This window comes from Syntrophus sp. (in: bacteria), from assembly GCF_040768185.1.
In the GTDB taxonomy this organism is placed as follows: Bacteria; Desulfobacterota; Syntrophia; order Syntrophales; family Syntrophaceae; genus Syntrophus; species Syntrophus buswellii.
In genome coordinates this window covers 1-14,797 of the sequence record NZ_JAXGNC010000019.1, presented here as the reverse complement: position 1 = coordinate 14,797, position 14,797 = coordinate 1, and the positions used below count along the sequence as shown (strand labels likewise).

18 protein-coding genes and 1 pseudogene are annotated in these 14,797 nt (G+C 55.2%); 9 read left to right on the top strand and 10 right to left on the bottom strand.

What is annotated here, in order from left to right; translation table 11 throughout:
- The coding region (locus tag AB3175_RS13460; RefSeq protein WP_367361458.1) for a DUF2071 domain-containing protein at positions 1-503 on the bottom strand (503 nt) is incomplete at its 3' end.
- A 156-nt stretch (positions 504-659) separates the two neighbouring features.
- Here AB3175_RS13460 and AB3175_RS13455 point away from each other — a divergent pair.
- Positions 660-1,562, top strand: coding sequence for a TIGR01777 family oxidoreductase (locus tag AB3175_RS13455; RefSeq protein WP_367361457.1), 903 nt, complete (start codon positions 660-662; stop codon positions 1,560-1,562).
- A 4-nt stretch (positions 1,563-1,566) separates the two neighbouring features.
- Here AB3175_RS13455 and AB3175_RS13450 read toward each other — a convergent pair whose 3' ends face one another.
- The 4 genes from AB3175_RS13450 to AB3175_RS13435 are packed head-to-tail and all read right to left on the bottom strand — an operon-like array spanning position 1,567 to position 3,356.
- Positions 1,567-1,968, bottom strand: a complete 402-nt coding sequence (locus AB3175_RS13450) for a cell envelope biogenesis protein OmpA (RefSeq protein ID WP_367361456.1) — start codon at positions 1,966-1,968, stop codon at positions 1,567-1,569.
- A gap of 40 nt (positions 1,969-2,008) precedes the next feature.
- Positions 2,009-2,410: an NINE protein gene (locus tag AB3175_RS13445; RefSeq protein WP_367361461.1), complete on the bottom strand. Its 402-nt coding sequence runs from the start codon at positions 2,408-2,410 to the stop codon at positions 2,009-2,011.
- 41 nt (positions 2,411-2,451) lie between these two features.
- Positions 2,452-2,727 (bottom strand): GIY-YIG nuclease family protein, encoded by a 276-nt coding sequence (locus AB3175_RS13440; RefSeq protein WP_367361460.1) that lies wholly within the window; start codon positions 2,725-2,727, stop codon positions 2,452-2,454.
- Positions 2,727-3,356, bottom strand: a complete 630-nt coding sequence (locus AB3175_RS13435) for an HAD-IA family hydrolase (protein ID WP_367361455.1) — start codon at positions 3,354-3,356, stop codon at positions 2,727-2,729. The genes AB3175_RS13440 and AB3175_RS13435 overlap by 1 nt, the downstream gene beginning before the upstream one ends.
- 196 nt (positions 3,357-3,552) lie before the next feature.
- Between AB3175_RS13435 and dinB the strand changes: the two genes are divergently transcribed.
- Together dinB and AB3175_RS13425 are read left to right on the top strand one after the other, a co-directional pair.
- The gene (dinB, locus tag AB3175_RS13430; RefSeq protein ID WP_367361454.1) at positions 3,553-4,626 is read left to right on the top strand and encodes a DNA polymerase IV; all 1,074 of its coding nucleotides are present in this window, start codon (positions 3,553-3,555) and stop codon (positions 4,624-4,626) included.
- Between the two features lie 149 nt (positions 4,627-4,775).
- Positions 4,776-5,966: a murein transglycosylase A gene (locus AB3175_RS13425; RefSeq protein WP_367361453.1), complete on the top strand. Its 1,191-nt coding sequence runs from the start codon at positions 4,776-4,778 to the stop codon at positions 5,964-5,966.
- Positions 5,967-6,019: 53 nt separating this feature from the next.
- On the opposite strand, the gene AB3175_RS13420 is transcribed toward AB3175_RS13425, so the two are convergent.
- Together AB3175_RS13420 and AB3175_RS13415 are read right to left on the bottom strand one after the other, a co-directional pair.
- A complete protein-coding gene (locus tag AB3175_RS13420) occupies positions 6,020-6,364 on the bottom strand; it encodes a hypothetical protein (protein WP_367361452.1) in 345 nt (114 codons plus the stop codon).
- A 24-nt stretch (positions 6,365-6,388) separates the two neighbouring features.
- Positions 6,389-6,988 (bottom strand): isochorismatase family protein, encoded by a 600-nt coding sequence (locus AB3175_RS13415; protein ID WP_367361451.1) that lies wholly within the window; start codon positions 6,986-6,988, stop codon positions 6,389-6,391.
- 230 nt (positions 6,989-7,218) lie between these two features.
- Here AB3175_RS13415 and AB3175_RS13410 point away from each other — a divergent pair, with 230 nt between their 5' ends.
- The 6 genes and pseudogenes from AB3175_RS13410 (at position 7,219) to AB3175_RS13385 (ending at position 12,261) form a co-directional block, all read left to right on the top strand.
- Complete coding sequence (locus AB3175_RS13410; protein WP_367361450.1) at positions 7,219-7,974, top strand: acetoacetate decarboxylase; 756 nt, start codon at positions 7,219-7,221, stop codon at positions 7,972-7,974.
- Between the two features lie 378 nt (positions 7,975-8,352).
- Positions 8,353-8,961 (top strand): lytic transglycosylase domain-containing protein, encoded by a 609-nt coding sequence (locus tag AB3175_RS13405; protein ID WP_367361449.1) that lies wholly within the window; start codon positions 8,353-8,355, stop codon positions 8,959-8,961.
- A 104-nt stretch (positions 8,962-9,065) separates the two neighbouring features.
- The gene (locus AB3175_RS13400) at positions 9,066-10,394 is read left to right on the top strand and encodes a tetratricopeptide repeat protein (protein WP_367361448.1); all 1,329 of its coding nucleotides are present in this window, start codon (positions 9,066-9,068) and stop codon (positions 10,392-10,394) included.
- Between the two features lie 603 nt (positions 10,395-10,997).
- A pseudogene (locus AB3175_RS13395) lies at positions 10,998-11,198 on the top strand (phage integrase N-terminal SAM-like domain-containing protein); the annotation flags it as partial.
- Positions 11,199-11,239: 41 nt separating this feature from the next.
- Entirely contained in the window at positions 11,240-11,542 is a 303-nt protein-coding gene (locus tag AB3175_RS13390) for a hypothetical protein (protein WP_367361462.1), read from the top strand.
- On the top strand, positions 11,539-12,261 hold the full coding sequence (locus tag AB3175_RS13385; RefSeq protein WP_367361459.1) for a transposase: 723 nt from the start codon (positions 11,539-11,541) through the stop codon (positions 12,259-12,261). Before AB3175_RS13390 ends, AB3175_RS13385 begins: the two co-directional genes overlap by 4 nt.
- A gap of 318 nt (positions 12,262-12,579) precedes the next feature.
- Here the strand turns inward: AB3175_RS13385 and AB3175_RS13380 are convergent, their stop codons facing one another.
- The 3 genes from AB3175_RS13380 to AB3175_RS13370 all read right to left on the bottom strand — a co-directional run.
- A complete protein-coding gene (locus tag AB3175_RS13380; protein WP_367361447.1) occupies positions 12,580-13,158 on the bottom strand; it encodes a hypothetical protein in 579 nt (192 codons plus the stop codon).
- Between the two features lie 262 nt (positions 13,159-13,420).
- Positions 13,421-13,909 carry a hypothetical protein gene (locus AB3175_RS13375; protein WP_367361446.1) on the bottom strand — a complete coding sequence of 163 codons (489 nt, stop codon included), beginning with the start codon at positions 13,907-13,909 and terminating at the stop codon, positions 13,421-13,423.
- 69 nt (positions 13,910-13,978) lie between these two features.
- Positions 13,979-14,797, bottom strand: an 819-nt coding sequence (locus tag AB3175_RS13370; protein WP_367361445.1) for an exonuclease domain-containing protein, incomplete at its 5' end; no start/stop codon positions are given.

The window sequence follows — 14,797 nt, the reverse complement described above, 5'->3', positions numbered from 1 at the left end:
ATGATCGTGGCATCAGAATCCTCAGCCGGAGTAGACTTCATCCGGATCTCGATTTCTCCGTTCCAGTCGCCGGCAGCCCTATAGAAATCCGCGCCGCTTCCGTCCTGCTCCACAGCCAGGCTGAAGGAAATGTGCTCCCAGGGGATGCCCAGCACACGAGTCGCCACGGGGATGAGATTTGAAGAGACGCCGCTTCGAAAAAAGTAAACCGCCGGATTGCCCGTCTTCGGATCGATGACATAGGTGCGAAGGTTGAGCTGATCGTAACTGAAACTTGGCCATCCCAGGAAGGACAGGTGCACCTTTCTGCACTGCATGGCCACAATCGACAGAAAGACCCCGTTTCCCGCCGCATTGAGCCGCAACTCCGAAGGAACTAACGGGCGGAGACGGGCGACAGGAACAAGATAGGAAAGATACAGTACATTCTGCAGGTCCATTTTGACCATCGGCCGTTGAAATCGCGCAACCATTTCAACATCCTTCTCTACCCGGAGGGCCATTAAGAAAAGAACGCCTGCTTGACAAAATTGAAGGCCGAATCTAGTTTAAAAGGTCTTTTGCTGAATGTCAATGCATGGAAATTGTCCCGTTCGAGGCGGGCGTCTCTTCCTCGGCGCGGCAGGATGACCCTGAAGGCCGTTCGGAGGGGCTTTTTTATGAGGATTCTGATTTCAGGAGCGTCGGGTTTTATCGGCTCCATCCTGGTTCCGCATCTTCAAGCGCAGGGACACACGGTCCTTCGGCTCGTGCGGAACAGGGCACAGGACGGCCTGTTCTGGAACCCCCTGGAAGGCGTCATCGACCTGCAGGGCGATGAAACCATCGACGCAGCCATAAATCTCTCCGGGGACAACCTCGGAGAGGGAAGGTGGACGAAGGCGAAGAAGGAAAGAATCCTGTCAAGCCGGATCCGCAGCACCTCGCTCCTGGCCGGAACCCTTGCCGGTTTGAGCAGGCCTCCGCAGGTGTTTCTCTCCTCTTCCGGCATCGGCTTCTATGGGAGCTGCGGGGACACGTTCGTGGATGAAGAAGGGCCGGGGGGGAAAGGCTTTCTGGCCGAAACAGGACGGAAGTGGGAGGCCGCCGCCCTTGCGGCGCAGGAGGCGGGGATCCGCGTGGTCTACCTTCGCATCAGCCCTGTGCTCAGCCGGGAGGGGGGCATGCTGCAGCGCTTGCTCCCCTTTTACAAATTCGGCCTGGGCGCCGTTCTCGGTTCGGGAAGGCAGTACATGAGCTGGATCGCCATCGATGACCTCATGGCCGCCATCGATCATATTCTCTGCCGCGAGTCGCTGTCCGGGCCGATCAACCTGTGCGCGCCTTATCCCGTCACCAACCGAGAATTCACGGAACACCTGAACCGGATACTAAAGCGCCCCACCCTCTTCAGGATCCCCGCGTTCCTGCTGCACGCCCTCTTCGGTGAAATGGCCGACGAGGAGTTTCTCGCCTCCCTTCGAGCCGTTCCGGGCAAGCTGATCGCCTCAGGGTTCGAGTATCAATATCCGGGGATTGAAGAGGCGCTGCGGCACGCACTGAATGGGCCGCCGTGCGCCTGAACCGTCACTCCCAGCCGATAACCTCGTATCCCCTTTCCTGGAGGCAGCGGGTCACGAAATTCTTGAAAATGGGGCTCGGTTCCGAAGCCCGGATCATGCCGTGCACCAGTCCTGCCGCTGCGCCTGCCGCTGCGCCGACGCCTGCACCCCGCCCCAGGCTTCCCGTCACGGCGCCGGCGGCACCCCCGATAACGGCGCCCCCGGCCCCGCCGATAGCCGTACTCTTGGCTGCGGCAATGCCCGCATCGGATTTCACGTACTGGTCGGCAAGGGCTTCACACTCCCCCACCTCCCTCTGGGCCTGTGCTTCCCCGACCCGTTGAAGGTGCGCGTTGGGGTAAAGAACGGGGCCGCTGGAGCAGCCCGTTATTAAAAGCACCGATATGCTCAGCAGCATCTTTTTCATGGGGTTACATCTCCTTGAGGAATAAATCGGGCATCGGACTTCAGCGGTCCGATGCGTTTAAAACCGTGATCTGATCGTTGAGGGTCCAGAAATCGTAGATATAGCCGATTCCGAAGATCCCCAGGGTAAACAGGTACAGAAAGCCGGTGAGCCATTTCCCCATGTAAAACCGGTGAACACCGAACGGTCCCAGGAAGGTGAGCAGAAGCCAGGCGACGTTGTAATCGATTTTTCCCTGAACAAAGCGCAGGTCCGCTTCGCGGGCCATGGAGGGGATCAGAAAGAGATCGAGAATCCACCCGATCCCCAGCAGGCCGAAGGTAAAAAAATAGATCGTTCCGGAAATGGGTTTGCCGTAATAAAACCGGTCCGACCCCGTAAAACCGACAATCCACAGGATATAACCCATCAGGACGCTATGGCTGGAGCTGTCATGGTTCATTGTTTCTGAAGTGTTCAATTCGGTTCCTCATTCGTTCCCTGTCAGGCCGTCTCTTTTCGAGCCCCCGGCATTCCGCCGGCCAGGTGGAGCTTTTCCTTCCTGGACAGTTTTTTAATCTGCCCCTCCCGCTTGAGAACCTCCGACAGGCTGGACAGTTCTTCGAAATAGATCAACCGGACCGGCCGCCGCGAAGCGGTATATTTTGCTCCGCATCGGCCTTCGTTGTGCTCCCGGAGGCGCCTTTCCAGGTTGTTTGTCCACCCGGTGTAGAGGGTCCTGTCGGAACATTCAATAATGTAGACAAAACGGCTTTCCATCATCCAGGCGGCAGCATCCGCTTCATGGAAGCGCAAAACGAATTCCGGCCGGCATAGAGGATGGTCTGCCATCCGCTGTGCCCTGCCCGTTGAATGTTCCCCGGATCGTCGTCGATGAACAGGATCCTGTCCGGCTCCGTCTTCAGAAGACTGGCGATGTCATCGAACAGGGAGCGGTCCCTCTTGCCCTTTCCGAAGTGGTAGCTGTTGAAGACGAAATCAAAACGCCTGAAGAAATCGAACGTTGCATTCAGCCGGTCCAGGATATCCGTCTGGTCGCTGAGAATGCCGACCTTCAGATTCTCTGCCTTCAATCTTTCCACAACATCGAACATCCATTCCCGGGGAAGAAAGCGGGAAACGATTTCGCCATCCAGCGAGGCGTCATCCCCCCTGATGCCCTTCGCCTCCCTCATTGCCTCCCAGAATCCTCCGGCAGAGCCTTTTCCCGTTATGTAGCCCGTCGCATAGACCAGGTCTCCGGCCGCCCGGACGAGATCTTCCCCATCCAGACCGTTCGCTTCCGCAATGGCCCGGAATCCCTCTTTCCAGCCCTCTTCGGCAAGCACGCCGCCGAAATCGAAGAGGACCACCTCAATGCTCCTGCCGCCTGTCATCTCCTGCTTCACAGAATATCCCACCCCGAAAAAGCTGTCCGCCGGGTATCGGCGAGGTTAATGTTCACCCGGAAGGTTGCATTTGCAGCCTCTTCATGCAACATTCCTGTTTGAGCCTGTCCGTGTTGAAGAGCCGCCCGGCCCTGCGGATACAGAGGTATTTATAAGGCATACGCTGAGAAATGTAAAGGAACGTCGGGAAAACAGCATGACTTCACCCAACCCTTCCCGAAGGCGGATCCTCCATGTCGACATGGACGCCTTCTTTGCCGCCGTTGAAGAAAAAAGGAACCCGAGCCTGAAGGGGAAACCCGTGGTCATCGGCGGCAGTGGAGACCCCAGTCAAAGGGGCGTGGTCTCGACGGCCAATTACGAAGCGCGCAAATACGGCATCTATTCTTCCCTGCCCCTGAGGACCGCCTATAAACTCTGCCCCCGGGCCATCTTTCTTCCCGTGGATTACGAGGCCTATGCCTCTTGTTCCCGCCGGATCAAGGCCGTGCTTCTGAACGTGACCCCCGTCATGGAGGATGTCGGCATCGATGAAGCCTACCTGGACATAACCGATCAGGCGGATTCCGATGAAGAAATCGCTCGGAAGATCAAGGCCGGCATCTTTGAACAGACGGGGCTGACCTGTTCCATCGGCATCGCTCCCAATAAGCTTCTGGCAAAGATCGCCTCGGACATGGAGAAGCCCGATGGGCTGACGATCTTCAGGGAGGAGGATATCGAGCGGAGACTCTGGCCCATGGCGATCAGAAAACTTTACGGGATCGGGCCGAAGACGGAGGAGCATTTGAAGGCCATGGAGGTGGACACAGTCGGGAAGCTGGCGGCATTGCCCCGCGAAGCCCTTGTTCAGCGCTTCGGCTCCTCGTACGGCAACTACCTCTACGAGGCGGCGCGGGGGATCGACGAGAGCCCCCTGGTGACCCGCTGGGAGCCCAAATCCTTCAGCAGGGAGACGACGTTCCAGGTGGACGAGAAGGATTGGCAGTCCATAGCCAGGACGGTTGCCGAATTGACGAGGGAGGTCGTTTCCGATCTGGTCGGGAAGGGCTACGCCGCCAGGAACGTTTCCCTGAAGATCCGCTACAGCGATTTCCGCACCATCACCCGGGCATGCTCCACAGCGACGGCCGTTATGGAGGAGGAGGAAATCCGGCGCCTGGCTTTTTCCTGCCTGAAACGGGTCGATCTCAAAGGCCGGAAAATCCGGCTGGTCGGCGTCCGGGTCGGCTCCCTGGAAAAGATTGCAAAGATTTCCTCCCCGGTATAAGGAGGACGTCACATTGTGGGCACACAAGGAGAGAACGAATGAAGAGATTGGCGGTCACCGGAAGCCCCGGGGAAAAGCGGCCCCTGGCGGCGCTCCGGCAGGAAAGCCGTGGATGGAGCGGCATCAGAGGCGGTAGGAGCTGATCCGATATGATCGCATATGCCAGATGCTTTCTTCTCCTCATGTTTGCGCTCGCACTGGCACTGACCGGCTGCGCTAAAAAAGGGGTGTATGCGCCCGGACCGCAGCCGCCTGACCGTCCACCGCTGCAGGTCCCGGAGGAGATCCCGGAATGCAGCGACGACCTTGATGCCGCATCGCTTCTGCTGGCCATCGACCGCAGCCTCAAATACTATGACGGCATCGGGCGGAATCAGACCTTCCGGATTGGGGAAAGGCAGGTCAGCGCGAGCCGGATGAAAGAATCCCTCGTCGCGTTCCGCCGCATTTTTTCGGCGGACATGAGCATCGAAGAAAAGAGAAGACAGATTGCCGAAAAATTTGTCCTTCTGCGGGCATCGGGTGAACGAGGCGACGGCGCCGTCCTGTTCACAGGCTATTACCAGCCCCTGCTGGCAGGGTCCCTCAAAAGAACGGGAAAATACAGGTACCCCCTTTACAAGACCCCACCGGACCTCATCGTGGAAAAGGGCCCGGGAAACAACATGACGATCGGACGGAAGAAAAACGGCCGGATCATTCCCTATTACACGCGCCGTGAAATCGACATCGAAGGCGTTTTAAAGGGGAAAGGTCTGGAGCTGATCTGGGTGTCCGATCCTGCCGAACTGAATTCCCTGCACACCCAGGGCTCGGGAAAAATCCAACTGGAAGACGGCACCCTGCTGACGGTCGGTTATGCCCAGAACAACGGCCGGCCTTATCGCTCCGTAACGCAGAATCTGCTGGATCGGAATAAAATCGAGAAAGGAAATGCCTCGTACCGAAATTTCAAGGCCTGGCTGAAGGGAAAAAGCGATGGGGAACGCGATGAGATCCTCAGCTACAACGAACGGTATATCTTCTTTCGATTTCTGGACCGGGACCCCATAGGCGCCCTGGGTGAGCCGGTCACGCCGGGCAGGTCGATCGCCACCGATCCGGATTATTTCCCCAAAGGCGCCCTGGCGTTTATCCGCCTGCGCAAGCCGATTCTGGATGCCGATGGGCGTGCAACCCTGCGCGTCCCCTTTTCCCGCTTTGTCCTGCTCCAGGATAAAGGCTCAGCCATCAAGGGTCCCGGACGGGTCGATCTGTTCTGCGGATTCGGCCCCGAGGCGCAGGCCACCGCGGGGACCCTCAAAGAGAACGGAGAGCTCTACGTTCTCATCCCCAGATAAGGGTTCATGACCGCCCCCGGCCCCTTCTGCCCTGCGCCGCCGCCTTCTCCCGTTCACGTCCCCGGTTCAGGAGCGATGCCTGACGGGTCGGAATCCGCCGTCCAGAAGGATTCCGGCATTTCAACATTGACGATGACCGATGCAATCCCCTGCTTATTTCTCTTGATTCTCAACCCTTTGACCCGCAGTCCGGTTTTGCGTTCAAAATCCTTGATTTCCTGGCAGAGCCCCACGCTCAAGCGCCTCTGCTCATCCGCCAGTTCCTCTTTTTTCCATTGCCTCTGAATGATGCCCGCGATCCGTTCGCGCCGATAGGCCTGAACCTCACGCGGCACCGGGTGGGCCTTCAGAAACTCAAGCAGCCTTTCCAGCCGTTGTGTCCCGTTCTCTCTTGTCATCTTCCCGATCCAAGATGCCTGCCATCAAAAATCGCCCTCCAGATAACGGCACAGGCTCTCCGTATCCAGAACATGGGCAAAGGCGAACGCCATATTCTTCAATGTAGCGAGATGCAGCTCCTCATCCGCCGCGGCGGTGGCGTCAGAAACGAAGAATACCCGGTAATCCCTCATGAAGGCGTCGCGGGCAGTGGTCTCGCAGCAGCAGTTCGTCATGACGCCGGTGATGATGAGCTCTTCGATGCCTTCGGCCCGCAGCATCTCATCAAGTCCGGTCCCAAAAAAGGCGCTGTAACGGTTTTTATCAATCACCGAATCGGTTTGGGACGGCGTCAGGACATCCATAATCTCCCAGTCCCTTGTTCCATGGAGGATGCAATCTCCCCACCATTGCAGCAGAAGCCCCCCGTCTTTTTCGATATCCCGGTGGCCGTGCCGGGTGAAGAGGATCCTGACGTTCCGTAAGCGGCAGGCGTTCACGATTGACAAGACCCTGTCGACAATCGGCGAGGCCACGGGGAGGAAATAATTTTGCATGTCAACGACCAGCAGGGCGCATTTCCCCTGGCGGGGCCAGGCCTTGCGGACATTGTACTTTCGAATGTCGTCGAGATGATTTTTCATGGGTGATCTCTCCATCCAGGCAGCCCCGGCACAACCTCTCAAAGCCAGCCGCCCGGCCGATGAAGGTGCCATGCTTATAAGCCATGAGCGGGAAAAAGTAAAGGGATAGGGAGAAGCGGGGCCGATTTTCCGGACCGGCTCAGGGGACAGCCATCGACTAACGATTGCAAAGTTTTCCTGATCGTTATAGAAAATGATCTGGAAGAGAAGAAGCAGCAGCAGGAGGAGTTATGAAGATTGACGAAGTCAAGAGCCGTTTTGCCATGCCCATCACCAGCCCGTCTTTTGCGCTCGGACCGTATCGGTTCCGCAGCCGCGAGTATCTGATCGTCGATTATGAAACGGACATGGACGCCTTGAGGCGCGTTGTCCCGGAACCTCTTGAAGTCTACAAGCCCGTCGTCAGGTATGAGTTCATCAAGATGCCGGACTCGGACGGATTCGGATCCTATGACGAGTCCGGCCAGGTCATCCCGGTAACGTTTCATGGAAAGCCGGGAAATTATGTTCATTCCATGTACCTTGACGACCTGTCGCCCATCGTCGGAGGCCGGGAGATATGGGGATTTCCCAAGAAATATGGGCAGCCGGAAATGCGCGTGGATGCCGTCAGCAAGGACTGCTGCATCGGAATGCTGAAATACGGAGAGCTGGAAGTGGCCCGCGCCACGATGGCTTACAAGTGGCAGCGGCTCGACACGGAGCCGCTGTGCAGGGCGATGCTTGAAACCCCGAACTTCCTGATGAAAGTGATTCCCGATGTGGACGGCACCCCAAAGATCTGCCAGCTCGTGCAATATCCCCTTCTGGACGTCACGGTCAAGGAAGCGTGGACAGGACCGGCATCTTTGCAGCTGTTCTCGCACTGCATGGCGCCGGTCGCCGATCTGCCGGTCAAGGGCATCGTCGGTGCCGTGCATTACATCAGCGATTTGACCCTCGGGCTTGGCGAGGTTGTCTTTGACTATCTGAAGGAACAGGGCTGACCCGGGAGTTCACAAACGGCGGCGGATCAATCCTTTTCCTGACAAAATCAGTCTTTTCCCTTAGAGATTATAAGGATATTTTTTTGTCATGATAAGGATTTGAGAGGCAAAAAATCCTCATAGGCCCTATGGCGCCGGATTTAATTCTATTGTATTTATGCTAAATGAGGAAGGCACGACAAAGCGACAGGATCAACACTTCAGCATCAACCGGCTGCCCGGGGATTTTGTTTGACTCCGGCAGCAACGCTGTCCGCGCAGCAGAGATGGAGATGGTATAAGCATATGGAAAGGCCGGGTTCAGGGGCAGCCGTTTGGCTTTTATGTCCGATCTTCATTATTTTGAGTTCGATGCCTTCATGGGCGGAGCAACCCGGTATGCCACAGCGGACAGGACAGGTACATCCCGCCGGGCAGACGGTCCTGTCCTCGATGGCCGGCTCGGCGGCAGATCTCTATATGTTCCGTGACGGGGACGCTCCGGCCGGTTATGCCCCCGTGAGCGACTCGAAACGCCGTCTGTCCTCCATGAAGGGCTTTTATCCCGGAAAGAATTCCTTCGCGGTGCCGAAGGGGGCCGGCTCGGCGGTCCGGTCCTCCGATTACGGGAAGGCCATCAAATCGGCCTGCAGGCGCTACACGGTTGATCCGGCCCTTGTCCGGGCGGTCATCATGGCGGAATCCAATTTCAATCCCGCGGCCGTATCGCCCAAGGGCGCCATGGGATTGATGCAGCTCATGCCGGACACAGCCCGCGAAATGGGCGTGTCCAATCCTTTTGACCCTGTTGAGAACATTCACGGCGGCGTCGGCTATCTGAGCCGCTTATTGAAAAGCCTGAACGGCGACCTGTTCCTCGCGCTGGCGGCCTATAACGCAGGGCCGGAACGGGTGAAAAGCTACAAAGGCATCCCCCCCTTTCAGGAGACATGGCTTTATATCAAGCGGGTTCTGGATTACTACCAGTTTTACAAGGGAATGAACTAGCGATGCCTTCCCTTTGGCCGCCTCCATCTGCCGCACAGGCGTCCGGCAGATCCGCTGGAACCCCGCTCAATCCGCTTTCGGCACTGGATCAGGAGAAATAACGAGTGGAACGATTCTTTAAAATCGTTGTTCTTGCACTTTTTTTGTTCTGTCCCGCATCTGCCCTGTTCGCCCAGGGGCCGGAAGCGGCGTGGAACATCCTCGATCAGGAAGCGCTCGAGCTTTACCGGGCCGGCAACTATGGACGCGCTGCTGAAGCGTCTGAAAAGGCGCTCCAGGCCGCCAAGAAAAAATTCGGTCCGGGGCATCTTTCCGTCAGCGGAATCATGAACAACCTGGCCGAGATCTATTATGCCCAGGGGCAGTTCGGGCAGGCCGAGGCGCTCTACAAGCGTTCGCTGGCAATCCGGCAGAAAACCCTGGGTCCGGAGCATCCCTTTGTGGCCGGCACCTTGAACAACCTGGCTCTGCTCCATCGCACCCAGGGCCGGTATGACGAGGCGGAGTCAGGCTTCAAGCGGGCCCTGGCCATCTGCCGGAGCGTCCTGGAGCCGAACAACGCCCTTTCGGCCGGAATTATGAGCAATCTCGGCGAACTTTATGCGGTCCAGGGGCAGCACGGCCAGGCCGAAACCCTCTACCGGCAGTCCCTGGCCATCAGGAAGAAGGCATTGGGCTCGGAACATTCTCTTGTGGCGGCCAGCCTGAACAATTTGGCGGAACTGCACCGCAGCAGGGGCCGGTACAACGAGGCCGAATCCCTCTTCAAACAATCCCTGGCCATGCGGGAGAAGACCCTCGGCCTCAATCACCCCGATACGGCCGCCAGCCTCAGCAGCCTGGCCCGGCTTTATTCCGCCCAGGGCGAGCATGTGCAGGCCGAAACCCTCTACCGCCATGCCCTGACAACCTACCGGAAAGCCCTGGGGCCCGATCATCCCGATACGGCGGCCTGCTTGAACAACCTCGCCGAACTCTATCTCGGCCAGGGCCAGTACGACCAGGCGGAATCCCTCTTCAAGCATTCCCTGGCCATCTACCGAAGCGCCCTGGGACCTGATCACCCTGATACGGCGGCCTGCCTGAACAACCTCGCCGAGCTGCACCGCAGCCAAGGCAGGTACGACGAGGCCGAGGCGCGCTACAAGCGATCCCTGGCCATGCGGGAAAAGTCCCTGGGGCCCGATCATCCCGACGTGGCAGCCAGCCTGAACAACCTTGCCGAGCTTTACCGCAGCCAAGGCCAGAATGAAAAGGCCGAACCACTTTTCAAAAAATCCCTGTCAATCTACAAAAAGGCCCTGGGGCCGAATCATCCCTTTGTGGCCATGAGCCTCGAAAATCTGGCACTGCTTTACAAAGCTGAGGATCGTGTTCAGGAGGCCGACGGCCTGACGAAGCAGGCAAAGCGGATCCGATCGAGCAAACAATAACAAAAAAGATGTGGGCGGAAAAATTCTCTATCCCGTTTTCCACATGACCACGCCATTCAGCCCCGAAGATTTTTCCTCCCTTTGGTAACCACTCCAATTCTCCGCCTAATCGGGCTACCACGCATTTTTATCATCCTATAAAGCCATGACCTCCGGCAAAGCCGAATGTCATAGCTGAGTCAAAATGAAGGCTGGGTTCGAGAATCCATCTACAAAGGGTGAAGGGCGACACGTTATTTTAGCACAATATTACGGATTGCAAGCTTGTAACGTTTCGGATGAGCAGCGCGCCTCACCGCGTCTGACTCAATTCGGTTGATGTGCCGGTTGTGCATTCGGCACCATTGCTTATTGATAGCGCGCGGAGCATCCGGGGCAATGTGACCGCCGGCAGGCGGTCACATTGTTTGCGATCAGCCGCGCTCTTGGCTGGCGCGGCCTCTGCGACAAAGGTCTTGGCACGCGCTCGCAGAGGGCGTGATCCGCCAAGAGTGACGGACTGCATCGCGTGGTTCAAGTAAACCGCATTCGCGGTAGAAAAACCACTTTATAAAATTCACCAATTCCCATCTATCATCTTCCCGCCTAAACCATCTGTCCGGTATGTCTCCTTTGAATCCCCGTTTGTCCGGGGAAAATCATTTTCAGAAAAGGAGATCTATCATGATGACAGACTGGTCCGAAAGAATGATCAAAGCCCTTCAGCTCAACGGATTGAGCGAACGTACTCAGGAAAGCTATGTCCGCACCGTGCGGATGTTGACCGAGCACTGCAAAAAAACACCGGAATCCATCACCGAAGACGAACTCCGGGAATATTTCCTTTACCGGAAAAACGTCAGCAGTTGGTCGCCAAAGACCACATGCGAATCTGCTATTGCGGAATCCGCTTCTTTTACACGAACATCCTACGGCATGACTGGCACATCTTCAATATCCTCCGCGCCCAGGCGGAGCACCGGCTGCCTTCCATCCTCAGCGAGGAAGAAGTCCGCAGGATACTGTCCTGCGTCAATACCCCCCACAACCACGCCTACCTGACCACCGTTTATTCCTGCGGCCTACGCCTCCATGAAGGCCTCCATCTCTCCGTTCCCATCAGCAAGCCGGTTATGAAGCTCTCTTCTCCGCCTCTTCCGACGCACTGAAACTTCTTGCCAGAGATCCCAAATTCCTCGGCGCCGATCTGCCGGGTTTCACCGGAATACTCCATACCTGGGGAAGGCAGTTGCAGTATCATCCTCACATCCATTACATCGTGCCCGGTGGCGGCTTCAACAAAGGCCGCTCCTCTTGGCTGTCTTCAAGAACCGACTTCTATGCCCCCGTCAAGACGCTGTCACCGATCTTCAAGGCAAAGTTCAAGGAACAGCTGAATCAAACCGGTTTACTTGATTCCGTCGAGGCCAAAGTCTGGGAGGCCGACTGGGTTGTCAACAGTCAAGCCGTTGGAAATGGGGCCGCTTCGCTGAAATACCTTGCGCCGTATGTCTTTAAAGTGGCCATCTCCAACAGCCGGATCGTTAAAGTGGAAAACCACACGGTAACTTTCAAATACCGGAAACATGGCAGTAGACGTTACCGGTCCCTGAGCCTCCATGTCCTGGAGTTTATCAGGCGTTTTCTCCAGCATGTCCTCCCTTCGGGATTCATGAAAGTCCGACACTTCGGGTTCATGAGTTCCAGCTCGAACATCTGTCCCGAAGACATCCGCCAGCGGCTCGGGAAAGAAGACGAAAATCCCCCTCCGGTGCCGCCGGAAAGCCAAAATCCGCCTCATGGTCCCTTCTGTCCTGATTGTGGCGGGGTGTTGATCTTCCTCAAAAGCATTCTTCCTTTTCGAAAGGAATACTGCTCTTCGGGATAGAAAGAACCCGAAACATAGGATCTTCCCCATCCCCGAAATCCGCGAACAGTCGGCGGCAATGGCCATCTGCGCCCTGAGCCATGGGAAACCGCACTTTCGCTTGATGATAGGGTTTCATGATCGGGATTTTCGTGAAAAAATACCCTGACGCTCCCTTTCCACATTCCCAATTGTTTCGGTCTGTTCCTTCCCTGGATTGGGAAATGGCCATTTTCTCTCTTATTCAGAATCCCCTCCCGAAGCATTACCCTTACATCCCCGGCTTACTTGAACCCAGGATTGAAACGACCCTGCGGGTTTCGTCTCAATCCTTATTCGTTATACCGCTTTTTCCTTTAACTTTTCCACACGAGCTACGGAGCCATACATGAATACCTGCTGCCAGATTTCCAAGTAGTAGAGTCCGCTCATCCGGTCTTCCTCTGCAATCGCCCGCACGACTGACAAGCCAGGCCCGAGTGAATATGTCTTGCCATATTTCATCAAAGGCTCGTAGAATGGCGAAGACTTGGGGCCGCGCACGAAGTGAATTTTGATGTCGTAATCTGGCTCGATGTACTTCTCATCGATAACCCACGTGGTGCCACGAATGACCTTGACGGCGATAGCCTTCAGGTCGTCAACAGCAACAGTTATCGCAGTTTCTCGGGCCGGGTCGTAACCAGCATGAAAACCGAAACCAGGGAAGATTGACGACAACGGAACAGTAGTGGGATCAATGGTTTCCCGAAGTAGCCTTTCCCTTCGTTCCTGTCTCTGCTCGGCGTCATGACTATTCCTTGCGAAGCGAGGATTGATGGACCTCATCGCTTTTTGAGCAACCCCCAAAGAAGAAGGCTTAAAGGGTGGAACGCACATGCCGAATTTCAACAGAAATTCGTTTTCAATTTTCCCCATTTTTGAATTGCACCGGACGCACGAAGGCATTTGCCATTTCTCCATATTTTCGGGAGTTGTATCCGGGTACCATGATTTGGAAAGACATGGTCGGAAGTCGGATTCGTCGTGGTACTCTAAACAATGAGCGCATCGAGCATTGCTGAATTTCCTTGTCATTCTGTCTTTCTAATCCTGGTCTTCATGGTATAACGCCAGCGTAACCCGCGCGGGCGTGACCACCTGTTAGAAAAAAGCAGCCCGCCATCCTACCGCGTCGGGTTCACGCAGTTCTTGGCAGTCCCTTGCTATTTAGCCTTGAAAAGTCCTTCACCAGATACTTCTCAAACTGTTTCTTGCAATACTCAACGGACTTACCCGTTGTTTTGTCCTTCCGCTTTCCGTTGAACCAGATGCTTCTTTTGCCTGCATTCTTGCCGGTTTTGTTTTGAACGGATTCTTTGATGAACTCTTCAGAAGACATGATCCAAATAGAATCAAGCCTTTCTGAATAGAACACAAACCAATAATTGTCCCTTAGTTCATGAGGAATTGCGGCAAAAAGGGCTGCGTCTCCGTAGATCACGTCCTTTGATCTGGCCTTAATTTGCACAGTGACGAAAGAACCGTCAGCTCTGCGGATAACAGCATCAATGGCGTCGTCATCCACCAAGGGTACATAGACATCCAGGCCTTCCTTCAGCATTAGACCAATGACCCAGTATTCGATGCGTTTCCCAAATCCAGCAGAATGTCTAAACGTTTTTGTCATTCATTTCTCTGCCAACGAAAAAATCACCCGGAGCGTAGCGATCGGGTGTATTGATTTTGTTAGATGCCCTTATTTATTTTCTGCTAATAATACTAATTCTTTAAAGTCGCTCTCTCGAAGAATCCTTATTTGAGACCCTTCAGCTATTAGTTTCTCCACCTTTCTGTGTTTTGAACTCTTTTCATGGCCCGCAAGTTTCTTAACGTCCTGATCACCTACGACAAGCATTGTAGTCTTTTTATTAACCCCATCGGCAACAGTGCAACCTATCTTTGCAGCCATGTCAGCTGCCATTCGTCTCGGTATTTGAAGGGCACCAGTGAAAACCAGCGTCTCTCCATAAAAAGCACCATCTGGATTGCCATCTTGGGATATCTTATAGGATTGATCGGGAAAACCAATAGGTTTTTCAACTCGATGCAGCCATGCCTGCAAGTCCATCCCTGTCTTTTCGATAGCAGCACGAAGAACGAAAGCAGCAGCTTTTGCATCCTCAAGAGCATCATGTTGTGCAAACTGATAGCCTAAAATAGCGCACACATTTCCGAGACCATATCCTCTGTATGCACATTGATCCCATGTTCTTCGGGTTACGCGCGCAGAATCGAGCCAAGTACATGTTGGCATACGTAGGCTATACCTTTCACAGGCTTTATTAAGCGCTACTCTGTCAAAGTGTGTGTGACAAACAGCAATGCGATTATCCAAATAACTGCAGATACGATTTGAGATATCACGAAAAATTGGAGCACCTTTTACCGTGGTTTCATCAATTCCGTGGATTGAAACATTGATCTCATCAAAGAAGTCTTCAGGATCAACATAGGTTTTCCATTCTTCCTGAAGTGAACCATCCTTGAAGTGTACAAGTCCAATTTGGCAGATGGA

Coding starts and splice junctions, on each gene's coding strand:
- AB3175_RS13410 (WP_367361450.1), top strand. CDS start 7,219: ATGAAGATTGACGAAGTCAAGAGCCGTTTTGCCATGCCCATCACCAGC.
- dinB (WP_367361454.1), top strand. CDS start 3,553: ATGACTTCACCCAACCCTTCCCGAAGGCGGATCCTCCATGTCGACATG.
- AB3175_RS13415 (WP_367361451.1), bottom strand. CDS start 6,988: ATGAAAAATCATCTCGACGACATTCGAAAGTACAATGTCCGCAAGGCC.
- AB3175_RS13455 (WP_367361457.1), top strand. CDS start 660: ATGAGGATTCTGATTTCAGGAGCGTCGGGTTTTATCGGCTCCATCCTG.
- AB3175_RS13445 (WP_367361461.1), bottom strand. CDS start 2,410: ATGAACCATGACAGCTCCAGCCATAGCGTCCTGATGGGTTATATCCTG.
- AB3175_RS13440 (WP_367361460.1), bottom strand. CDS start 2,727: ATGGAAAGCCGTTTTGTCTACATTATTGAATGTTCCGACAGGACCCTC.
- AB3175_RS13420 (WP_367361452.1), bottom strand. CDS start 6,364: ATGACAAGAGAGAACGGGACACAACGGCTGGAAAGGCTGCTTGAGTTT.
- AB3175_RS13450 (WP_367361456.1), bottom strand. CDS start 1,968: ATGAAAAAGATGCTGCTGAGCATATCGGTGCTTTTAATAACGGGCTGC.
- AB3175_RS13380 (WP_367361447.1), bottom strand. CDS start 13,158: ATGGGGAAAATTGAAAACGAATTTCTGTTGAAATTCGGCATGTGCGTT.
- AB3175_RS13405 (WP_367361449.1), top strand. CDS start 8,353: ATGCCACAGCGGACAGGACAGGTACATCCCGCCGGGCAGACGGTCCTG.
- AB3175_RS13375 (WP_367361446.1), bottom strand. CDS start 13,909: ATGACAAAAACGTTTAGACATTCTGCTGGATTTGGGAAACGCATCGAA.
- AB3175_RS13425 (WP_367361453.1), top strand. CDS start 4,776: ATGATCGCATATGCCAGATGCTTTCTTCTCCTCATGTTTGCGCTCGCA.